At 58.9% G+C, this 17,701-nt stretch carries 16 protein-coding genes; 7 read left to right on the top strand and 9 right to left on the bottom strand.

Translation table 11 applies throughout. The features are described from left to right. The first annotated feature begins 74 nt into the window (after positions 1 to 74). The 7 genes from FDY93_RS10550 (at position 75) to FDY93_RS10520 (ending at position 6,235) form a co-directional block, all read left to right on the top strand. Positions 75 to 857: a DUF3450 domain-containing protein gene (locus FDY93_RS10550; protein ID WP_138235701.1), complete on the top strand. Its 783-nt coding sequence runs from the start codon at positions 75 to 77 to the stop codon at positions 855 to 857. Next, positions 854 to 2,224: a MotA/TolQ/ExbB proton channel family protein gene (locus FDY93_RS10545; RefSeq protein ID WP_138235700.1), complete on the top strand. Its 1,371-nt coding sequence runs from the start codon at positions 854 to 856 to the stop codon at positions 2,222 to 2,224. The genes FDY93_RS10550 and FDY93_RS10545 overlap by 4 nt, the downstream gene beginning before the upstream one ends. 14 nt (positions 2,225 to 2,238) lie before the next feature. After that, complete coding sequence (locus tag FDY93_RS10540) at positions 2,239 to 2,766, top strand: MotA/TolQ/ExbB proton channel family protein (protein WP_138235699.1); 528 nt, start codon at positions 2,239 to 2,241, stop codon at positions 2,764 to 2,766. A gap of 156 nt (positions 2,767 to 2,922) precedes the next feature. Continuing rightward, the gene (locus FDY93_RS10535) at positions 2,923 to 3,324 is read left to right on the top strand and encodes an ExbD/TolR family protein (protein WP_138235698.1); all 402 of its coding nucleotides are present in this window, start codon (positions 2,923 to 2,925) and stop codon (positions 3,322 to 3,324) included. Positions 3,325 to 3,329: 5 nt separating this feature from the next. Then, a complete protein-coding gene (locus FDY93_RS10530) occupies positions 3,330 to 3,953 on the top strand; it encodes an energy transducer TonB (RefSeq protein WP_138235697.1) in 624 nt (207 codons plus the stop codon). A gap of 12 nt (positions 3,954 to 3,965) precedes the next feature. Continuing rightward, a complete protein-coding gene (locus FDY93_RS10525) occupies positions 3,966 to 5,300 on the top strand; it encodes a tetratricopeptide repeat protein (RefSeq protein ID WP_138235696.1) in 1,335 nt (444 codons plus the stop codon). Between the two features lie 245 nt (positions 5,301 to 5,545). Then, entirely contained in the window at positions 5,546 to 6,235 is a 690-nt protein-coding gene (locus FDY93_RS10520; RefSeq protein ID WP_138235695.1) for an energy transducer TonB, read from the top strand. Between the two features lie 50 nt (positions 6,236 to 6,285). Here FDY93_RS10520 and ilvD read toward each other — a convergent pair whose 3' ends face one another. The 9 genes from ilvD to guaD all read right to left on the bottom strand — a co-directional run bounded on the left by ilvD (position 6,286) and on the right by guaD (position 17,670). After that, positions 6,286 to 8,121 carry a dihydroxy-acid dehydratase gene (gene ilvD / locus FDY93_RS10515; protein WP_138235694.1) on the bottom strand — a complete coding sequence of 612 codons (1,836 nt, stop codon included), beginning with the start codon at positions 8,119 to 8,121 and terminating at the stop codon, positions 6,286 to 6,288. A 161-nt stretch (positions 8,122 to 8,282) separates the two neighbouring features. Beyond that, positions 8,283 to 9,596 carry an amino-acid N-acetyltransferase gene (argA, locus tag FDY93_RS10510; RefSeq protein WP_138235693.1) on the bottom strand — a complete coding sequence of 438 codons (1,314 nt, stop codon included), beginning with the start codon at positions 9,594 to 9,596 and terminating at the stop codon, positions 8,283 to 8,285. A 186-nt stretch (positions 9,597 to 9,782) separates the two neighbouring features. Beyond that, positions 9,783 to 10,937, bottom strand: a complete 1,155-nt coding sequence (argE, locus tag FDY93_RS10505; RefSeq protein WP_138235692.1) for an acetylornithine deacetylase — start codon at positions 10,935 to 10,937, stop codon at positions 9,783 to 9,785. 121 nt (positions 10,938 to 11,058) lie between these two features. Then, a complete protein-coding gene (locus FDY93_RS10500; RefSeq protein ID WP_138235691.1) occupies positions 11,059 to 11,505 on the bottom strand; it encodes an ion channel in 447 nt (148 codons plus the stop codon). Then, positions 11,505 to 12,584: a calcium/proton exchanger gene (gene cax, locus FDY93_RS10495; RefSeq protein WP_138235690.1), complete on the bottom strand. Its 1,080-nt coding sequence runs from the start codon at positions 12,582 to 12,584 to the stop codon at positions 11,505 to 11,507. Before cax ends, FDY93_RS10500 begins: the two co-directional genes overlap by 1 nt. A gap of 43 nt (positions 12,585 to 12,627) precedes the next feature. Then, positions 12,628 to 13,650, bottom strand: a complete 1,023-nt coding sequence (locus tag FDY93_RS10490; RefSeq protein ID WP_138235689.1) for a DUF2955 domain-containing protein — start codon at positions 13,648 to 13,650, stop codon at positions 12,628 to 12,630. Positions 13,651 to 13,710: 60 nt separating this feature from the next. Next, positions 13,711 to 14,997, bottom strand: coding sequence for an MFS transporter (locus FDY93_RS10485; protein WP_138235688.1), 1,287 nt, complete (start codon positions 14,995 to 14,997; stop codon positions 13,711 to 13,713). A 13-nt stretch (positions 14,998 to 15,010) separates the two neighbouring features. After that, the gene (locus tag FDY93_RS10480; protein ID WP_138235687.1) at positions 15,011 to 16,297 is read right to left on the bottom strand and encodes an MFS transporter; all 1,287 of its coding nucleotides are present in this window, start codon (positions 16,295 to 16,297) and stop codon (positions 15,011 to 15,013) included. A gap of 35 nt (positions 16,298 to 16,332) precedes the next feature. Beyond that, a complete protein-coding gene (gene guaD, locus FDY93_RS10475) occupies positions 16,333 to 17,670 on the bottom strand; it encodes a guanine deaminase (RefSeq protein WP_138235686.1) in 1,338 nt (445 codons plus the stop codon). Positions 17,671 to 17,701: the final 31 nt, after the last annotated feature.

Below are 17,701 nucleotides of genomic sequence, written 5' to 3'. Positions count from 1 at the left end.
CCTAAAACTACCGCGTTGTGGCAGCTAATTCATCGCGACCATGTTGTGAAATATCGAACCCACTGGGGGGTCTAATGAAAACCAAGCGATTCATGGCTGTGGCGCTGACCACTGCGCTGTCTGCCGGCGCACTGTACGGTAGCGTAGCCACTGCGGATACTCTCGACACCGTACTCAAGGTTGGCGAGCAGAAAACTGCTGCCGCAACTGCATCTCAAAAGCGCATCGACAAGATCGCTCAGGAAACCTCTGACCTGCTTCAGCAGTTCAAAGTGGTAAACAAAGAGATTGACGGTCTGCGCGTATACAACCGTCAGCTCGAAAAGCAGCTGGCCAACCAGCTGGCCGTGATCAAGGATCTGGACGAGTCCATCGACCAGGTAACCGTGATCGAGCGTCAGATCCAGCCGTTGATCCTGCGTATGCTGGACGGCCTGGAGCAGTTCATCGAACTGGACGCCCCCTTCAAACTGGCCGAGCGTAAGGCCAACCTCGAAGGCGTCAAGAATAATATGGACCGTTCCGATATCACTGTAGCGGAAAAATTCCGTCAGGTGCTGGAACTGTACAACTTCGAAGCGGAATACGCGCGTAAGATCGACAGCTACGGCGACACCCTGAACGTGAACGGTCAGGATCGCGAAGTAAACGTGCTGCAGGTTGGCCGTATTGCCCTGGTAGCCCAGACCACCGATTCCAAAATCTCCCTGGCTTACGACAAAGATCAGAAAGCATGGGTTGAGATCGACGCTGGCGAATACCGCCGCGCCATCATGCAGGGTCTGAAAATTGCCAAGAAACAGGCTACTACCGACATCATGACTATGCCGATTCCGGCTCCGGAGGCTGCGCAATGAAAACCTCTATCGCCAAACGCGTCTTTGCCGTAGCAGCGGCTGGCCTGATCAGCGTTTCCGCTGTGGCCCAGGACAAAGCTACCTCCCTGGACCAGCTGCTGAAGATGGTTCAGCAGTCCAAAGTTGCAGAATCTGCCGAGCACAAGAAGCGTGAAGACGACTTCCGTCGCCAGAAAGCCAACCAGGCTTCCCTGCTGAGCCAGGCCGAGAACACCCGCACTTCCGAAGAAGCCCGCTCCGCGGCGCTGGAGAAGAAGTACGAAGAACAGGAACTGCTGGTTCAACAGAAGCGCCAGCAGCTGGACGAGCGCCTCGGCTCTCTGAAAGAACTGTTCGGTCACCTGACCTCCACCGCTGGCGACCTGCGCGCCAATCTGGACACCTCTCTGGTATCCGCCCAGTATCCGGGCCGCGCCGAGTTCCTCGATCAGCTGATCGACAAAATGAACTCCGCCACCAAGCTGCCAACCATCCAGGAAATCGAGCGTCTGTGGTACGAACTGCAGCGTGAGACCGTGGAATCCGGCAAGGTTGTGAAGTTCAGCGGTACTGTGATCAAGCCCGACGGCGAGCAGGCCGAGCAGGAAATCGTACGTGTTGGTAACTTCAACCTGGTTTCCAACGGCAAGTACCTGGAAATGAACGAAAACCAGAAGATGGCGGAACTGATTCGCCAGCCTGACGGTAAATACCTGAGCATGGCGGCTGACCTGCAGGCAGCGACCAGCGGCTTCAGCCCCTTCGGTGTTGACCCCACCGGTCCTACTGGCGGTTCTTACCTGAAAGCCATGATCGCAAGCCCGAGCATCGTCGAGCGTTGGCACCAGGGTGGCATCGTAGGCTACATCATCTCCGCGGTTGGTGTTGTTGCTCTGCTGCTGGCCGTATGGCGTCTGCTGGTACTGTCCGGTGTGAATGCCAAGGTAAATGCACAGCTGCGTTCCTCCACTCCGAACACCAACAACCCGCTGGGTCGTGTTCTGGCTGTGGCGGAAGAGAACAAAGGTGTAGACGGCGAGACCCTGGAACTGAAGATGGAAGAAGCGGTGCTGAAAGAGCGTCCGGCCATCGAATCCGGTCTGAACCTGCTGAAGATCATCGCCATGGTGGCCCCGCTGCTGGGTCTGCTGGGTACCGTTACCGGTATGATCATCACCTTCCAGGCGATCACCATCTTCGGCGCGGGCGATCCCAAGGCAATGGCCGGCGGTATCTCTTCTGCACTGGTGACCACCGTTCTGGGTCTGGTTGTGGCTATCCCGACCGTGCTGCTGCACACCATCGTGAACGGCCGCGCCAAGCGTATCCTGCACATCCTGGACGAGCAGAGTGCCGGTATCGTTGCAGAAAACGCTGAGCGTAAATAAGAGGAGGCGGCAACATGCACGCATTGAATGACGCATGGGCCGCCGTCAACGCCTTTATGGCGTCGGGCGGGCCAGTACTACTCCTGATCGCCGGCCTGACCTTCTTCATGTGGACGCTGATTTTCGAGCGGGTCTTTTACTTCAAAGGTGGTCTGAAGCGCGATGTTCAGACTGCCATGGACGCCTGGGAGGCGCGCCCCGAGCGCAAATCCTGGAACGCCCACCAGATCCGCCACGCACTGGTTTCCCGGGTATCCGAGAAAATCGACTCCAACTTGGACATGATCCAGACCTGTGTCGCCCTTGCGCCGTTGTTCGGTCTGCTGGGCACTGTTTGGGGCATGATCAACGTGTTCGAGGTTCTCGCGATCACCGGTGGTGGTGATGCCAAGCAAATGGCCAGCGGTGTATCCATGGCCACCATCCCGACCATGGCGGGTATGGTGACCGCACTGTCCGGGGTGTTTGCCAACACATACATCACCCGTACCGCACAGCGTGAAACCCAGCTGCTGGAAGACCATCTGACGATGGATCACTGACGGCACCACAGTAAAGGTGCGCGGGCCAGTCTCCCCGGAGACGGGTCCGCGAACCGGAAGGTTTAGCCAATTCAGGGCGCTCTCACTGTCACGTTGTGAGGTGAGGGCGCCACAAGGCCAAATCTCGCTAATAGCATTTCGCTAGAGAGAGTTGCAATGAGCAGAAAACAGACTACGGCGGAAGAAGAAGGGCAAGCGATTGACCTCACGCCCATGCTGGACGTGGTGTTCATCATGCTGATCTTCTTCATCGTCACCGCGACCTTTATCAAGGAACCGGGCGTCGATGTTGTCAAGCCGGAAGCGACTACCGCTGACCTCAAAGCCGCCTCTATTCTGGTAGCGATTAACGACAACGACGAAATCTGGATTGCCAAAGAGCAGGTAGACGATCGCCTGGTGAAAAACACCCTGGAGCGTCTCTACGCGGAAAACCCGACTGGGTGGTTGGTGATTCAGCCCGATAAGAAAGCGAGCATCGAGAAGGTTGCCCTGATCGCGGACGCGGCCAGGAAGATCGGAATCGATAAAGTGTCGGTCGCTACAGAGAAGAGTTAACAGCTATGAACCCGGTAAGACTTGTAGGGGCGGGTGCGCTGGCGGTAGCCACCACTTTTGCCCTGATCTTCACCATGCATGCGCTGATCGAAGCGAACCTTGGTGCTCCGAAAGAAGAGGAGCAGATTAAGGTAGCCGACGTTGTGATGCCGGAGCAGAAGATCGAAACCCAATACGATACCAGCAAACCGGACAAACCAGACGAGCCCGAAACACCGCCACCGGAAATGCCGGAGCCGGAGTTTGACCAGCCGGATGTAGACAATGCCCTGAACATGTCTGCCCCAGCGGCCAATGCCGATCTTAAGGTCGGTGGCATCGGTGGCTTCGCCTCTGAGGGCGATTACCTGCCGATCGTAAAGGTCCAGCCGGAGTACCCGCGTCGCGCACTGCAGCGTGGTATCGAAGGTTGGGTGGTTGTGGAATACACCGTGACCAAAAACGGTTCTGTACGGGACCCGAAGGTAGTGGAAGCCTTTACCCTTGACGGCAACCCCACCACCATCTTCAACAGTGCTGCCGTTAAGTCAGCTCTGAAGTACAAGTACAAGCCGCGTGTTGTTGACGGTGAGCCGATTGAAGTACCTGGTGTAAAAACCAAGATCAGCTTCAACATGGCCAAGAACTGATAGGGGACGCATATGAACATGACGACCGTGACGAAAGGCCTGTCCAGATTCGTCCTGCGCACGTCCGTAGCGCTGCCCCTGCTGCTGGCACCGGCCGTGAGCGTGACCGTACTGGAGGCCGTCGGTGTATCCGGTTCTTTTGCCCAGGCGCAGGCCGCCGAGCAGAAGACCCGTAAGACCCCGGCGATGCGCGAAAGTGCGTTCAAGTATCTGGGCAAGGCGCAGGAAGCTGCGGATGCCCAGAACTGGCAGGCGGCACTGGCCGCGCTGAAAGAAATGGAAGCCGGTAAGGACAAGCTGAACGGCTATGAAGCCGCGCAGATGTACTACTTCTACGGCTACGTTTACTACAGCATGGAGAAGTATCCGCAGGCGATTAGCTACTACAAGAAAGTACTGCAGCAGGGTGAAGAAAACCTGCCGGTAGCGCTGGAAGTAGGAACCCTGTTGACCGTTGCCCAGCTGTACTTCGTGACCGAAGACTACAAATCGGCAATTGACTACCTGAACCGCTGGTTCAAGGTTTCCGATACCGTTAACGCCGACTCTTACGCGCTGCGCGCCCAGGCTTACTACCAGCTGGGTGACAATGCCAAGGCACTGGCCGATATCAATCAGGCCGTGTCTATGTACGAAAAAGAAGGCAAAGTGCCTAAGGAAAACTGGTTCGGCCTGCAGCGTTTCCTCTACTACGAGAAAAACGACTACAAGCAGGTAGCCAATATCCTTGAGAAGCTGGTGAAGCACTACCCGAAAGGCGAGTACTACAAGCAGCTGGCGGGTATGTACGGCGAACTGAAACGTGAAGACGACATGCTTCACATGATGGAAGCCGCCTACATTGCCGGTGCCCTGCAGAAAGAGAAAGAGCTGTTGAATATGGCCTACCTCTTCATGGGCGCGGAAACCCCGTACAAAGGTGCCAAGGTCATCGACAAGGGCATCAAGGAGAAAAAGATCGAGCGCACCTCCAAGAATCTGGAAACCCTGGCTCAGGCTTACCAGATGGCTCAGGAGCTGCAAAAGTCGATCCCCGAGCTGGAAGCGGCCGCAAGTATGTCCGACAAGGGCGAGATCTACTCTCGTCTGGCCAGTATCTACCTGGACCTGGACAAGAACGAAAAAGCCGTAGACATGGGTGCGAAAGCGCTGAAAAAGGGTGATCTCAAGCGCCCGGACCAGCTCTACATCGTGCTGGGTATGGCCAACGCCAACCTGAAAAAGTACGACGACGCCTTGAAGTACTTGAAGAAAGCAAAGGATGACAAACGCTCCGAGAAGTTTGCCTCACAGTGGATTGCTTTCGTAGAAAGTGAAAAGGAGCGGGAAGAACAGCTGGCGATGTAGTTGATACATTCGCTGGAGGTTTAGACCGAACCGGGAAGGGCCGCACTTGTGCGGCCTTTTTTTCGTCTGCAATTCGGCATTGCTGGCGCAAATATAGACAATTATTGAGAATTATTTGCACTTTCGCTCAAATCAACTAAATACTGTAAGTAGCTGATCAGCTTTTTCCACCGCACTGCCACATACCTTTTGCGTATGCAGGCTGTGCGATCTTTCAACACCCTAAAATAAAAAGTGAGGTGTTTATGGAACAGGCTTATCCGCCCAAAAACCTTTCTGCCACCCTATCTGCGATAGCCAATCCACAACTATTCAATCCGCTGTCTTTCACCATGACTTCCGCGCAGCTGCTGCGCAGTGGGGCGTTTGCCCTGGGGGTAACCGGGCTTCTGCTGCTGGGTATGACCCAGCTGATCGCCACGGACTATCGGGCGCCGCCCGATGAACTGCCGCCGAAAGTGTTGGGCATCCACATGCCGAAAATAACGCCGACGGTGCAGAAATCCGATCCGGTGCTGAAGCCGCAAGACGTACCGCCACCGCTGCCGCGAGTGGAGATCAACCACAAGGTAGAGCCACAGGACCTGCCGACAGTCATCAGTCCGCCGGTGGTGGGAAATGAGCGCAGCGGTCCGATTCCGATCACCGCGGACCCACTGCCCATCTACAAGCCGGCACCGCAGTACCCGCGCCGCGCGCTGGCGAGGGGCATTGAAGGCTATGTGGTTGTGGAGTTCACCATCACCAGCAATGGCAGTGTGAAGAATCCGCGGGTCGTCGGTGGCTATGACAGTGCCGGCGCTCCTACGGATGTCTTTAACAATGCGGCATTGAATGCGGTGGAGCGCTTCAAGTACCGCCCGCCGATGTCGGAAGGACAGGCCGTGGAACAGCACGGTGTGCGCAACCGTATCAGTTTCAAGTTGGCTGAATAACAGGAGAGATAAAGAAATAGCGGGCTAAGCCCGCTATTTCTCATTTGAGATCAGTCGATTTCCCGCACCGCACCGCGATCGGCGCTGGTGGCGAGCAGGGCGTAGGCCTTGAGGGCCTTGCTAACCTTGCGCGGGCGTGGTTTGGCCGGTTTCCAGCCGTCGCTGCCTTTGTTGTTCATGGCCTCGCGGCGGCGGTGCAGTTCCGCTTCCGGGATATCCACTTCGATCAGGCGGTTGGGGATGTCGATACGCACCAGGTCGCCATCCTGCACCAGGCCGATATTGCCGCCGCCGGCCGCTTCCGGGGAAACGTGGCCGATGGACAAGCCGGAGGTGCCGCCGGAGAAGCGGCCGTCGGTGATCAGCGCACAGGACTTACCCAGACCCTTGGACTTCAGATAGCTGGTTGGGTAAAGCATTTCCTGCATGCCAGGGCCGCCTTTCGGGCCCTCGTAGCGCACGATCACCGCTTCGCCTTCTTTCACCTTGCCCTCGAGAATGTGCGCGACGGCATCTTCCTGGCTCTCGACAATATGCGCCGGTCCCTCGAAGTGCCACAGCTCTTCCTCCACCCCGGAGGTCTTTACCACGCAGCCATCCGGTGCCAGATTGCCGAACAGCACCGCGAGGCCACCCTCGGAGGAATAGGCGTGCTCGACGGAGCGTATACAGCCATTTTCGCGGTCGCCGTCCAGGTTGTTCCAGCGGCAGTCCTGGCTGAAGGCCTGCTGGGTGGGGATACCGGCGGGACCGGCGCGGAAAAACTTGTGCACTTCCGGATTGTCGGTGCGGCGAATGTCCCACTCTTCCAGCGCTTCGCGGAAGGTGCGGCTGTGCACCGTGGGCAGGCTGGCGTCGAACAGGCCTCCGGCTTCCAGTTCGCCGAGAATCGACATCACGCCGCCGGCGCGGTGTACGTCCTCGATGTGGTACTTCTGGGTATTGGGCGCGACCTTGCACAGTTGCGGGATCTTGCGCGACAGGCGGTCGATATCCGCGAGGGTGAAGTCCACCTCGCCTTCCTGGGCGGCGGCCAGCAGGTGCAGGATCGTATTGGTGGAGCCGCCCATGGCGATATCCAGCGCCATGGCGTTACTGAACGCAGCGCGGCTGGCGATGGAACGCGGCAGCGCGGACAGATCGTCCTCTTCGTAATAGCGCTTGGCCAGGGCGACGATCTCGCGGCCCGCGCGCAGGAACAGCTGCTCGCGGTCGGCGTGGGTGGCGAGCATGGTGCCGTTGCCGGGCAGGGAAAGACCCAGCGCTTCCGTCAGGCAGTTCATGGAGTTGGCGGTGAACATTCCGGAACAGGAGCCGCAGGTGGGGCAGGCGGAGCGTTCGTACTCGGCAACTTTTTCATCGCTGGCGTCGTCGGTAGCGGCGATCACCATCGCGTCCACCAGGTCCAGCTTGTGGTCGGCGAGCTTGGTCTTGCCCGCTTCCATGGGGCCACCGGACACGAAGATCACCGGGATATTCAGGCGCAATGCCGCCATCAGCATTCCGGGAGTGATCTTGTCGCAGTTGGAAATGCACACCAGCGCGTCGGCGCAGTGGGCGTTCGCCATATACTCCACCGAGTCGGCGATGATCTCGCGGCTGGGCAGGCTGTAGAGCATGCCGTCGTGGCCCATGGCGATGCCGTCGTCCACGGCGATGGTGTTGAACTCCTTCGCCACGCCGCCGGCTTTCTCGATCTCCCGCGCCACCAGCTGACCCATGTCTTTCAGGTGCACATGTCCGGGCACGAACTGGGTAAAGGAGTTGGCCACGGCGATGATTGGCTTGTGGAAGTCTTCATCCTTCATGCCGGTGGCGCGCCACAGGGCGCGGGCGCCGGCCATGTTGCGGCCGGCGGTGGATGTGCGGGAACGGTACTGAGGCATAGTGGTTCTTGATCTGTCTGTGCGAAACGCGATTCGGTTACGGGCGCCGCGTGCGCGGCAAGCGCATCAGAGTAGCAAAATGCAAGGAATTTTGCGCGGCTCCCGGCCCGCCGGGGAAATCGCGCAAGGCCTGTCCGAAACAATGGGTTATCTCGGCAAACCTATTGCCGGGCGAGCCGCTTGCGCAAAACGCGGGAATTGCGCTGGATGTTGTACATCGACTTGCGGGTGGCGGGCAGGTCGCTCACCTCCACCTGGGTAAAGCCGTGCTCGATGAACCAGTGTTCGGTCTGGGTGGTGAGCACAAAAATCTCCGGTAGTTCCAGTGCCTTCGCCTGCCGCTCCATGTGCGCGAGCAGCTTGGCACCGCGGCCGCCGCCGCGGAACTCCGGGTGGATCGCCACGCAGGCGATCTCCGCGGCGACCGTGTCACCCTGTTCGTCGAGGATCGGGTACAGTGCGGCACAGGCCACCGGAGTGCCGTCCACTTCCACCAGGGTGAAATGGTCGATCTCCGCCTCAAGTTTTTCCCGCGAGCGGCGCACCAGGATGCCCTGCTTCTCCAGCGGCCGGATCAGGCCGAGGATCCCGCCGACGTCGTTGATGCGCGCGCGCCGCACCACTTCGTAACTGTCGCGGTAGATCATGGTGCCGGTGCCTTCGCGGCTGAACAGTTCCTGTAACAGCGCGCCGTCTTCCGCATAGCTCAGCAGGTGCGCGCGCGGTATGCCAGCATTGCAGGCGAGGAGCGCGCAGTTGAGGGTTTCGCTGTCGATGGCTTCCGCTGCTTCCTCGGCCTGGTTGATGCTGAGGTCGTACACCGCCTCGCCGTCGATTTCGAGGAAAGGCTGGTCGCGAAACAGGATCAGCTTTTCCGCCTTCAGCGCCCTGGCGGCCTCGGCGGCGAGATCGAGGTAATTGAGGCTGAACAGCTCACCGGTGAGCGAGGTGCCGAGTGGCGAGAGCACCACCAGGGAGCTTTCGTCCAGCGCGCGGGTGATGGCCGATACCTCCATGCGCCGCACCTTGCCGGTCCAGCCCATGTCGGTGCCGTCGATGATGCCTACCGGGCGCGCGGTGACGAAGTTGCCGGAGACCACTTTCAGCGCGGAGCGCGCCATGGGGGAATCCGGAAGCCCTTGGGAAAATGCGGCCTCGATTTCAAAGCGCAGCTTGCCGATGGCGGCCTTGATAATTTCCAGGGTCTCGCGGTCGCTGATGCGGGTATTGCCGTAAAAGCGACTCTGGATACCGGTGCTCTCCAGTGCGCGGTTCACCTGCGCGCGCGCACCGTGCACCAGCACCAGGCGCACACCGAGGCTGATCAGCAGGGTGAGGTCGTGCACCAGGTTGCGGAAGTTTTCGTGCTCAAAACCTTCACCGGGAATCGCAACCACCAGGGTTCGCCCGCGCAGGTCATTGATGTAGGGTGCGGCGTTCCGGAACCAGTTGAGAGTTGAGTTTTCGGTTTCCAATGTCTCTTCGCTTCAGCAGGTAAATTCGTTAGCGGTGCAATATACCGCATTTTCTGCAGATTTGTTCGGGGCTTGTACAGATCTTCGGCGGACTCTCGCTGTAGGAGCCTGCCTTGCAGGCGAACGGTTCAGTGCTCCAGACCGTTCGCCTGCAAGGCAGGCTCCTACAGGGCACATCGCCGGCTTTCAGAGGCAGAACCTGCCGATCACTCCCCGCAAAATCTCCACCATCGGATCAATCCGCTCCAGACCCAGATATTCATCCGGCTGGTGCGCCTGGTCGATATCCCCGGGGCCGAGCACGATGGTCTGCATCCCCAGCTTCTGCAGGAATGGCGCCTCGGTGGCAAACGCCACGCTCTCCGCGCTGTGGCCGGTCAGCTTTTCTGCCACCTTCACCAGCTCCGATTGCGCGGGCTCCTCGTAGGCTTCCACATCGCCGATCAGTGGCGCCAGCTCGAACGAGATTCTCTCGCCGTGAATGCAGTTTTGCAGTCGCTGGTGCAACTCCCCGCGCAGTTCCTCCATCGGCATCCCTGGCAGCGGGCGCAAATCGAACTGCAGCTCGGTGTGGCCGCAGATGCGGTTGGGGTTGTCACCGCCGTGGATGCAGCCGAGATTCAGCGTCGGCACCTGCACCGCAAAACCGGGATTGCGGTAGCGCTCCTGCCACTCGCTGCGCAGCTTGAGAATCTCGCCCATGGCGCCGTGCATGGCTTCCAATGCACTGGCCCCATAGGCCGGATTGGACGAGTGGCCCGCCTGTCCGGTAATGCGCAGTGCATGCATCATCATGCCCTTGTGCATGCGGATGGGTTTCAGCCCGGTGGGCTCGCCGATGATCGCGTAGCGCGCCTTGGGCCTGCCCGCTTTTACCAGCGCGCGGGCGCCGGACATGGAGGTCTCCTCGTCGGCGGTGGCGAGAATAATCAGCGGCTGTTGCAGCGGCTTGTCGACAAAGCTTTTTGCCGCCTCGATGGCGATGGGGAAAAAGCCTTTCATATCGGTGCTGCCGAGACCGTAAAAACGGTTGTCGCGCTCGCTCAGTTTGAACGGGTCCGACTGCCAGCGGTTGTCATCATAGGGCACGGTATCCGTGTGGCCGGCGAGCACCAGTCCGCCGTCGCCTTTTCCCAGGGTGGCGATCAGGTTGGCTTTGTGGGGCTGGCCCTCGATGGGCATGATTTCAATATTGAAGCCCAGGGTTTCCAGCCACGCCGCCAGCAGGTCGATGACGCCGCGGTTGCCCATGTCGAGTTTCGGGTTGGTGGCGCTGACGCTGGGGCTGGCGACCAGTTGCTGTAGCTGTTGCTGCAATGAGGGCAGCGTGCGGGCGTTCATGATTCGAATCCTTGCGAAAATGGTGCGGAAATTTGCGGGCGACCACCGCGTGCGGTGCTGTGGAGAAATGTACGGTATCGAAAGCCGTTGTGCCAACTCGATATTGGCGAGATAGTTTTGGCTACTGATTGAGATCCTGCTGGCGCTCGGGTTGCACCTGCTCACGAATGGCGGTGGTGAACGCTCTGGCAAGTGCGGCGGTGGAAACGCCGAGCATCAGCGCGCCATTGATCGCTTCCAGGGGGCCTAGCATACGGTGCTGGTAAGACATCACCACATCGCCGTAGCCGAGTGTGGCGAAGTTCACCGCGGAGTGATAGAGCGCAATTTCAAACGTGTCGAATTCGCCGAGAACTAAAAATACCAGCGCCCAGATCGTCATCTGCGCGAGACTGCCCAGAATCAGAATAACCACGAGGCCAATGATGACTTTCTCCGCCCGCAGGAACGTTGAATGAATCTCGCCTTCACGGCGTACGTAGTAGCGCAGGGCGGCCACCAGTGCCACGCTTTGCAACACGAGACACAGTGCCGTAATGGCGGTTCCCAGCAGCAGATCGAACAGCATCAACTCGCCATCTGGTCTGGAATTACAAAGTAAGTCAGTGCCAGGATCAGGTAGACGGTGAGCAGCTGCACGCCCTTCAGCCAGTCAGAGCGGCCGTCGCCGGCAATCTGGCCGGTGATCAGCACTGCCAGCAGCATGCTCAGTACCAGCCCGCCGGTAAACGCGAGATCCATGGGCCTGGGGCCGACGACCAGACTCAACAGCACCAGCAGCGGTGCGACGAACAGCGCCACCTGCACCGCGGAGCCGATGGCGATGGACAGGGACAGATCCATACGATTTTTCATCGCCACGGTAATGGCGGATGCGTGCTCCGCCGCATTGCCGAGAATCGCAACGATAAATACGCCGACAAATATGTTGCTGAGCCCGAGCTCTTCCGCCGCCGGTTCCACTGCGCCAACGAGAATCTCGCTCATCCAGGCGATGAAGACCGTGGCTGCGGCCAGCACCGCCAGTGCCTTGCCTACCGACCAGGGTGCGGGGTGATCGGCGCCCTCGACAAACTCCACCGAACCGGCAAACAGCGCCCGGTGCGTCACCAGCGAATAAATCAGAAACAGTCCGTACACCAGCAACAGCAGTACCGAGATGGAAATACTCACAAATCCCAGCCCACGCGGCACCTGCTCGGCAATGGAAAAGGCATAGGCCGCAGGCAGGATCAGCGCGATGGTGGCAAGTGTCAGCATGGTGGCCTGGGAGCGCGCCCCTTCGGCGCTGAATTTCTGTTCGCGGTGGCGCAGGCCGCCAGCGAGCATTGCAGCGCCGAGCACCAATAAAATGTTGCCGATGATGGAACCGGCAATCGACGCTTTCACCACGTCATGTAGTCCCGCCTTTAATGCCACCAGCGCAATGATCAGTTCCGCGGCATTGCCGAAGGTCGCATTCAACAGGCCGCCCACACCTTCGCCGGCGTGCTCCGCCAGGTGCTCGGTGGCGCGCCCCAGCCAGCCCGCCAGAGGTAAAATGGCCAGCGCTGAAGCCACAAATACCAGCAGGTGTTGCCTCGGCGCGAGATGTTCCAGCGCGATGGAGATGGGAATAAACACCAACAGTAGATTCAGGAATTTCACCGTCGTATCCGCTTTCTGATAGGCACTACTGCAAGGATAGCCATCAACGAAGCAGCACCCGCTGGCGCCACCCTTCCAGTAGATACATGGCCAGCAACGCGTACCCCGCTACAAGCAGAAACAGCGCCATGCGTACCACGAACGCCCGGTACACATCGTTGCCGAGGGCGCTGTCCTGAACCGCCGCACCGAGCAGGATCAACATGTTGATCAGGGTGTTGTTCCAGAAGCCGGGGGAAAAGCGGTTGCGGAACACCTGATAACAGCCGGCAGCGAGCAACAGGCTCACCAGCAGTATCCAGGCGGCAAAAAACCACAGCTCCACCGCCAACCCCAGGCACCACCACACCAGCAGTGCGCAAATACCGCCGAGAAATGTCGACCCCACCAGCTCCAGCCCGGCGCTGCGCATTTTCAGCGCCGTGGCTTCCCGCCCGAGCAATATGCTCTTCACCAGAAACGGCAGGTTGGTGGTGGGATTGGTCAGCGTGAAAACGAACGCCGGCAGCACGATCAGGGTGGCGCGCAGGGACAGCCAGTTGCCCTCGGCAGGCGGGATGGCGGGTGTTGGCGGTTTCGGGCGTGCGGATCCCACGGTGTGTGTATCTTCCGGAAACAGCGGATACACCAGCCACAGGCACAAAATCGCCACCGCCATGCCGAACACCAGTGCTTCCCGCAACGCCGAGGCGAGTGCAGAACTGGCCACATCCGCCGCGGGGATGGCGGTAAAACCCAGCGCCAGCAGCGTGGCCGGCAGTGCCTTGCCGGGCTTCAGTGCCAGGCGGTTGCTGAAGAAAACCCCGAGGGCAATGATCAATAGCGCGGTAAACGGGGCCTGCTGCAGCAGCGGCCCGATAAGGATGCCAACACCGAGCGCCGCCCCAATAAACAGCACCAGCCCCAGTGCGGCGCGCGCTCCGGGCGGTGGCGCCGGCACGGCGGCTAACAGCACTGCAAACACCGGCGCCACGAATGGAATGCCAATGTCGAATCCATAACACAATGCCAGCGAAAGCGCGGTAGTAAACGCAAGGCGATAGCAGCGTCGAGCGGCAAGGGGCATGGGGTGTGAAATTGTATTCAGACTGTGCCGTGCATACATATTGAGGAGCGCGTTTTAGTGCTAATCAGTTCCAGATGTCTTTCTGCTGCCGGGGTAAGTCTCGCGCATGAAAATCGCGATCAGGAACGCGATCAGAATAGCCAGCAACAGTGGCCGCGACGCGAACTGTGCAAGTTCTGCAGAGGCCGGTTCCAACCCCTCCCCTTGACCGAGGCCAATACGCATACCGGGGCGGCTGATCATGATGCCACCGACAATAAACATGATGCCGTTGACGATGGCTGCGGAGGTGCCGATGTTTTCCGGCTCGACCACATCGGATGCGGCGCTGAACGCGAGCATGTGCGCAGAGTTACCAAAGCCGAAAGCAAAACACAGAAACATGTCGACCACCGCTCCCATCGGCGGTGCGAACAGGATCAGCGTCAGCGCAACCAACTGGATGGCGATACCCACAGTGGTTGGCAGCTTGCGCCGGCGCAAGCGGTCCGAAATCCACGGCGTGACAAAACAACCGGCAGCGAGACCGAGCCACAACAAGGATGCGGTGAAATTCGCCGTCGCCGGATCAAGCCCGCGCACCATCATCAGTTTTGGCCCCCACACAACACCGAGTGCCAGCATCACGCCAAAACATAGTGCACCAAATGCCGCCGCTATCCACACCATGGGTACGGCACCCACTTTGGCCATGGCGCTGGCGACGCTGTGCAGAAATGGTCGAATGCCCCGCTCGCCGACCACCTCCACCGGGGTCGGATCCCGCAAACGGAACAGTGCGATGATAAAAAGCATCACACCAAACCCGGCAACCGATGTAAACAACTCTCGCCAAGGCCAGGTTTCCAGCGCCCGGGACAGCAGGTTTTGATTAAACGCGGAAAATAAAGAGGCAAAAAACTGCACGAAGCCGAACATCAGGCTGAATTTGGCCCAGCCGAACCAGGTACCGCCGATATACCCCGCACCCACAAAGCCGGTACAGGCGCCCAGCGCAATGAACACCTGCGAAAGAAGCAACATACTGAAATTCTGGGCGCCGGCGAAAAGGAAGACACCAATGGTAACCAGCACGATGGCAGGCAACAGGACCTTGCGCGCGCCCAGTCGGTCCAATAGCGGCCCGGCGAGGAACTGACAGATCGCGAACACCCAGGTGTAGAGCGCGGCGATAAAACCCACCTGTGCAATTGTCAGGCCTACGTCCTCCTGTACCCGTGAGTTGACGATGGAATAGCCGGTCTGGAAGCTGAAGTAGTACACCACAAAGGTGACCCCGATCAGCCATGCGCCCCATGCGCGCCATCCGCCAAGCTTGGGCGTATCAGAGGTACCACTGTTCGCCATTCGTTTATTCCACTCAGCCGTGCCCGTCGCGTGGATAGGTCTCCCGCATAAACAGCGCGATCAGCAGCGCCAGCGCGCCGGCAATGATCAGTGGCAGGCTGGCATATTGCGCCAGAGACAAGGACTCCGGCTCCAACCCCTTGTCCAGGCCGAGACCAATGCGGAATCCTGGACGGCTGATCAGAATGCCCCCGAGGATAAACATGATTCCGTTGACGATGGCCGCGGAGGTACCGATCTGATGTGGTTGTACAACATCGGCAGCGGTACTGAACGCCAGCATGTGTGTGGCGTTGGCAAAGCCGAGAATGAAACACAGCGTCAGGGCAAGGCCGCCGCCAAGGCCAGGGATAAACAGCAGCCCGAGCAGGGCGGCGAGTTGGACCGCGCAGCCCACCACCATGGTCCGTTTACGGCGTTTGATCACATCGGACCAGTGGGGTACCACGGCGCTGCCTGCCGCAAGTCCCAGCCACAGCAGTGAGGAACCGAAGGCTGCACTGGACTCGCTGAGCCCGTGCACCATCAGTATTTTTGGCATCCACACGACACCCAGGGCCAGCAACATGCCGAAAGAAAATGCACCGACCAGTGCGGCCACCCATACGTGTCCGATCTTGGCTACATTCGCCAAACTTTTCAGCACGGAAACAAAGAAATTTTCCGAGGTGGTGTCGGCCGCGTGCACCACCGGGGTGGGGTTGCGGATATAAATCAGGCCGAGCACAAACAGCACCACCCCGAATACCGCAGTGGCATTGAACAGAGTGCGCCAGGTAGTGGCATCCAGAGCCATGCTGATCAGGTTGACGGAAAATGCAGAAGTGAGCGCAGCCATCACCTGCACCAGGCCAAACATGAAACTGAATTTCGCCATGCCGAACCACTGGCCACCGATATAGCCGGCTCCAACAAAACCGACACAGGAACCGATGGCGACGACAATCTGCGAGAGCAACAGCATGCTGTAACTCTGCGCATTGGCAAACAGGAAAATCCCCAGTGCCACCAGGGCGATGGCAATGGGTAGAACCTTGCGGGAGCCCAATCGGTCCAGCAGCGCGCCACCAAAAAACTGGGAAATGGCGAAGGCCCAGGTATACACCGCGGCAATACCTCCGACCTGTTTGATGGTCAGCCCTACATCTTCCTGAACACTGGGATTCACAATGGAATACCCGGTCTGGAAGCTGAACAGATACACCACAAACAGAACCGCAAGGGTCCATACCCACCAGGCCATGGGGCCACCCAATTTATGGGTACCGGCGGGCGTATTTTTGTCAGGGGCGTCAGACATTGCTGACCTCCTTCATTCAATGAACCAATTTTGGGTTAACGGGCTTTTGACTGCTCATACTGCAGCTTCCCGGCGACGTAGGTAGCCTGTACCGCGCGATCGTCACCGAGGGTCATCTGTACGAATAACGCCTCATGGATGTCCTCCACAAACTGCATACGGTAATCAATGATCGGTGTGGATTTCATGTCCAGCACCACCAGGTCTGCCTCCATTCCCGGCGCGATACTTCCTACCTTGTCATCGATATACATGGCGCGTGCAGTGCCGCGAGTGGCGAAGTAAAACGCGTGGGCGGCAGTGAGTGCTTTACCGTTCAGCTGTGCGGCTTTGTAGGCTTCATTGAGCGTGGACAGGATAGAAAATGAAGTGCCCGCGCCGAGATCGGTGCCGATACCCACGCGTACCGGACGCTTGGGATCTTTTGCCCGATATACATCGAAATAGCCGCTGCCCAGAAAGAAATTGGACGTGGGGCAGTGGGCGATGGCGGATCCTGTTTGGTGCATGCAGCACAGCTCGTCTTCCGTCAGGTGGATGCCGTGTCCAAACACGGCTCGGGGGCGGCACAATTTGCTGTGGTCGTAGACGTCCAGATATCCTTTCCGTTCCGGAAACAGTTGCTTGACCCCGGCCACTTCATCCAGGTTTTCCGACACGTGCGTCTGCATATAGCAGTCCGGAAACTCGTCCCACAGGGCACCGGCAGAGTCCAGTTGATCGGGGGTGCTCGTCGGTGCAAAGCGCGGGGTGATGGCGTACATCAATCGACCGCGGTTGTGCCATTTGCTGATTAGCGCTTTGGAGTCGTCATAGCCGCTCTGCGTCGTGTCCAGCAGATAATCCGGCGCGTTGCGGTTCATCAACACCTTGCCGGCGGCCATGCGCATACCGAGTCGCTCGGCTTCTTCAAACAGCGCATCCACTGACTGCGGAAAAACCGTGCAGTAAACGCAGCTGGTGGTGATGCCATTCTTCAGGCACTCGTCGAGAAAAACCTTGGCTACGGAGGCGGCAAAGGCCTTGTCGGCGAATTTACGCTCTGTCGGAAACGTGTATTTCTTGAGCCAGTCGATCAGTTGCTCGCCGAAAGCGGCAATCATCGGAGTCTGCGGAAAGTGCACATGACTGTCGAGAAAGCCGGCGGTGATCAGGGCATCGGGCCCGTAATTGCGTACTTCCAGTCCCGCCGGCAACTGTGGCTGAATTTTATCTGCCGGACCGAAATGGGTAACCACACCATCACCAATCGCCACGATGGCGTCGGATTCGTAGAGCATGGTGTCTTCGACACTGGAAGCGAAGGGGTCGCCGGTAAAGGTCAGTACCGGACCGCGGATTGCACTGTCCGGTACGGGGTTGGAATCTGCCATTACAGCCTCCTGTCGCTTCCAGGTGTTAGAT

Source organism: Microbulbifer harenosus (assembly GCF_005771435.1).
In the GTDB taxonomy this organism is placed as follows: domain Bacteria; phylum Pseudomonadota; class Gammaproteobacteria; order Pseudomonadales; family Cellvibrionaceae; genus Microbulbifer; species Microbulbifer harenosus.
The sequence above is the reverse complement of the archived record's forward strand: the minus strand, read 5'-3'. Positions and strand labels throughout refer to the sequence as shown.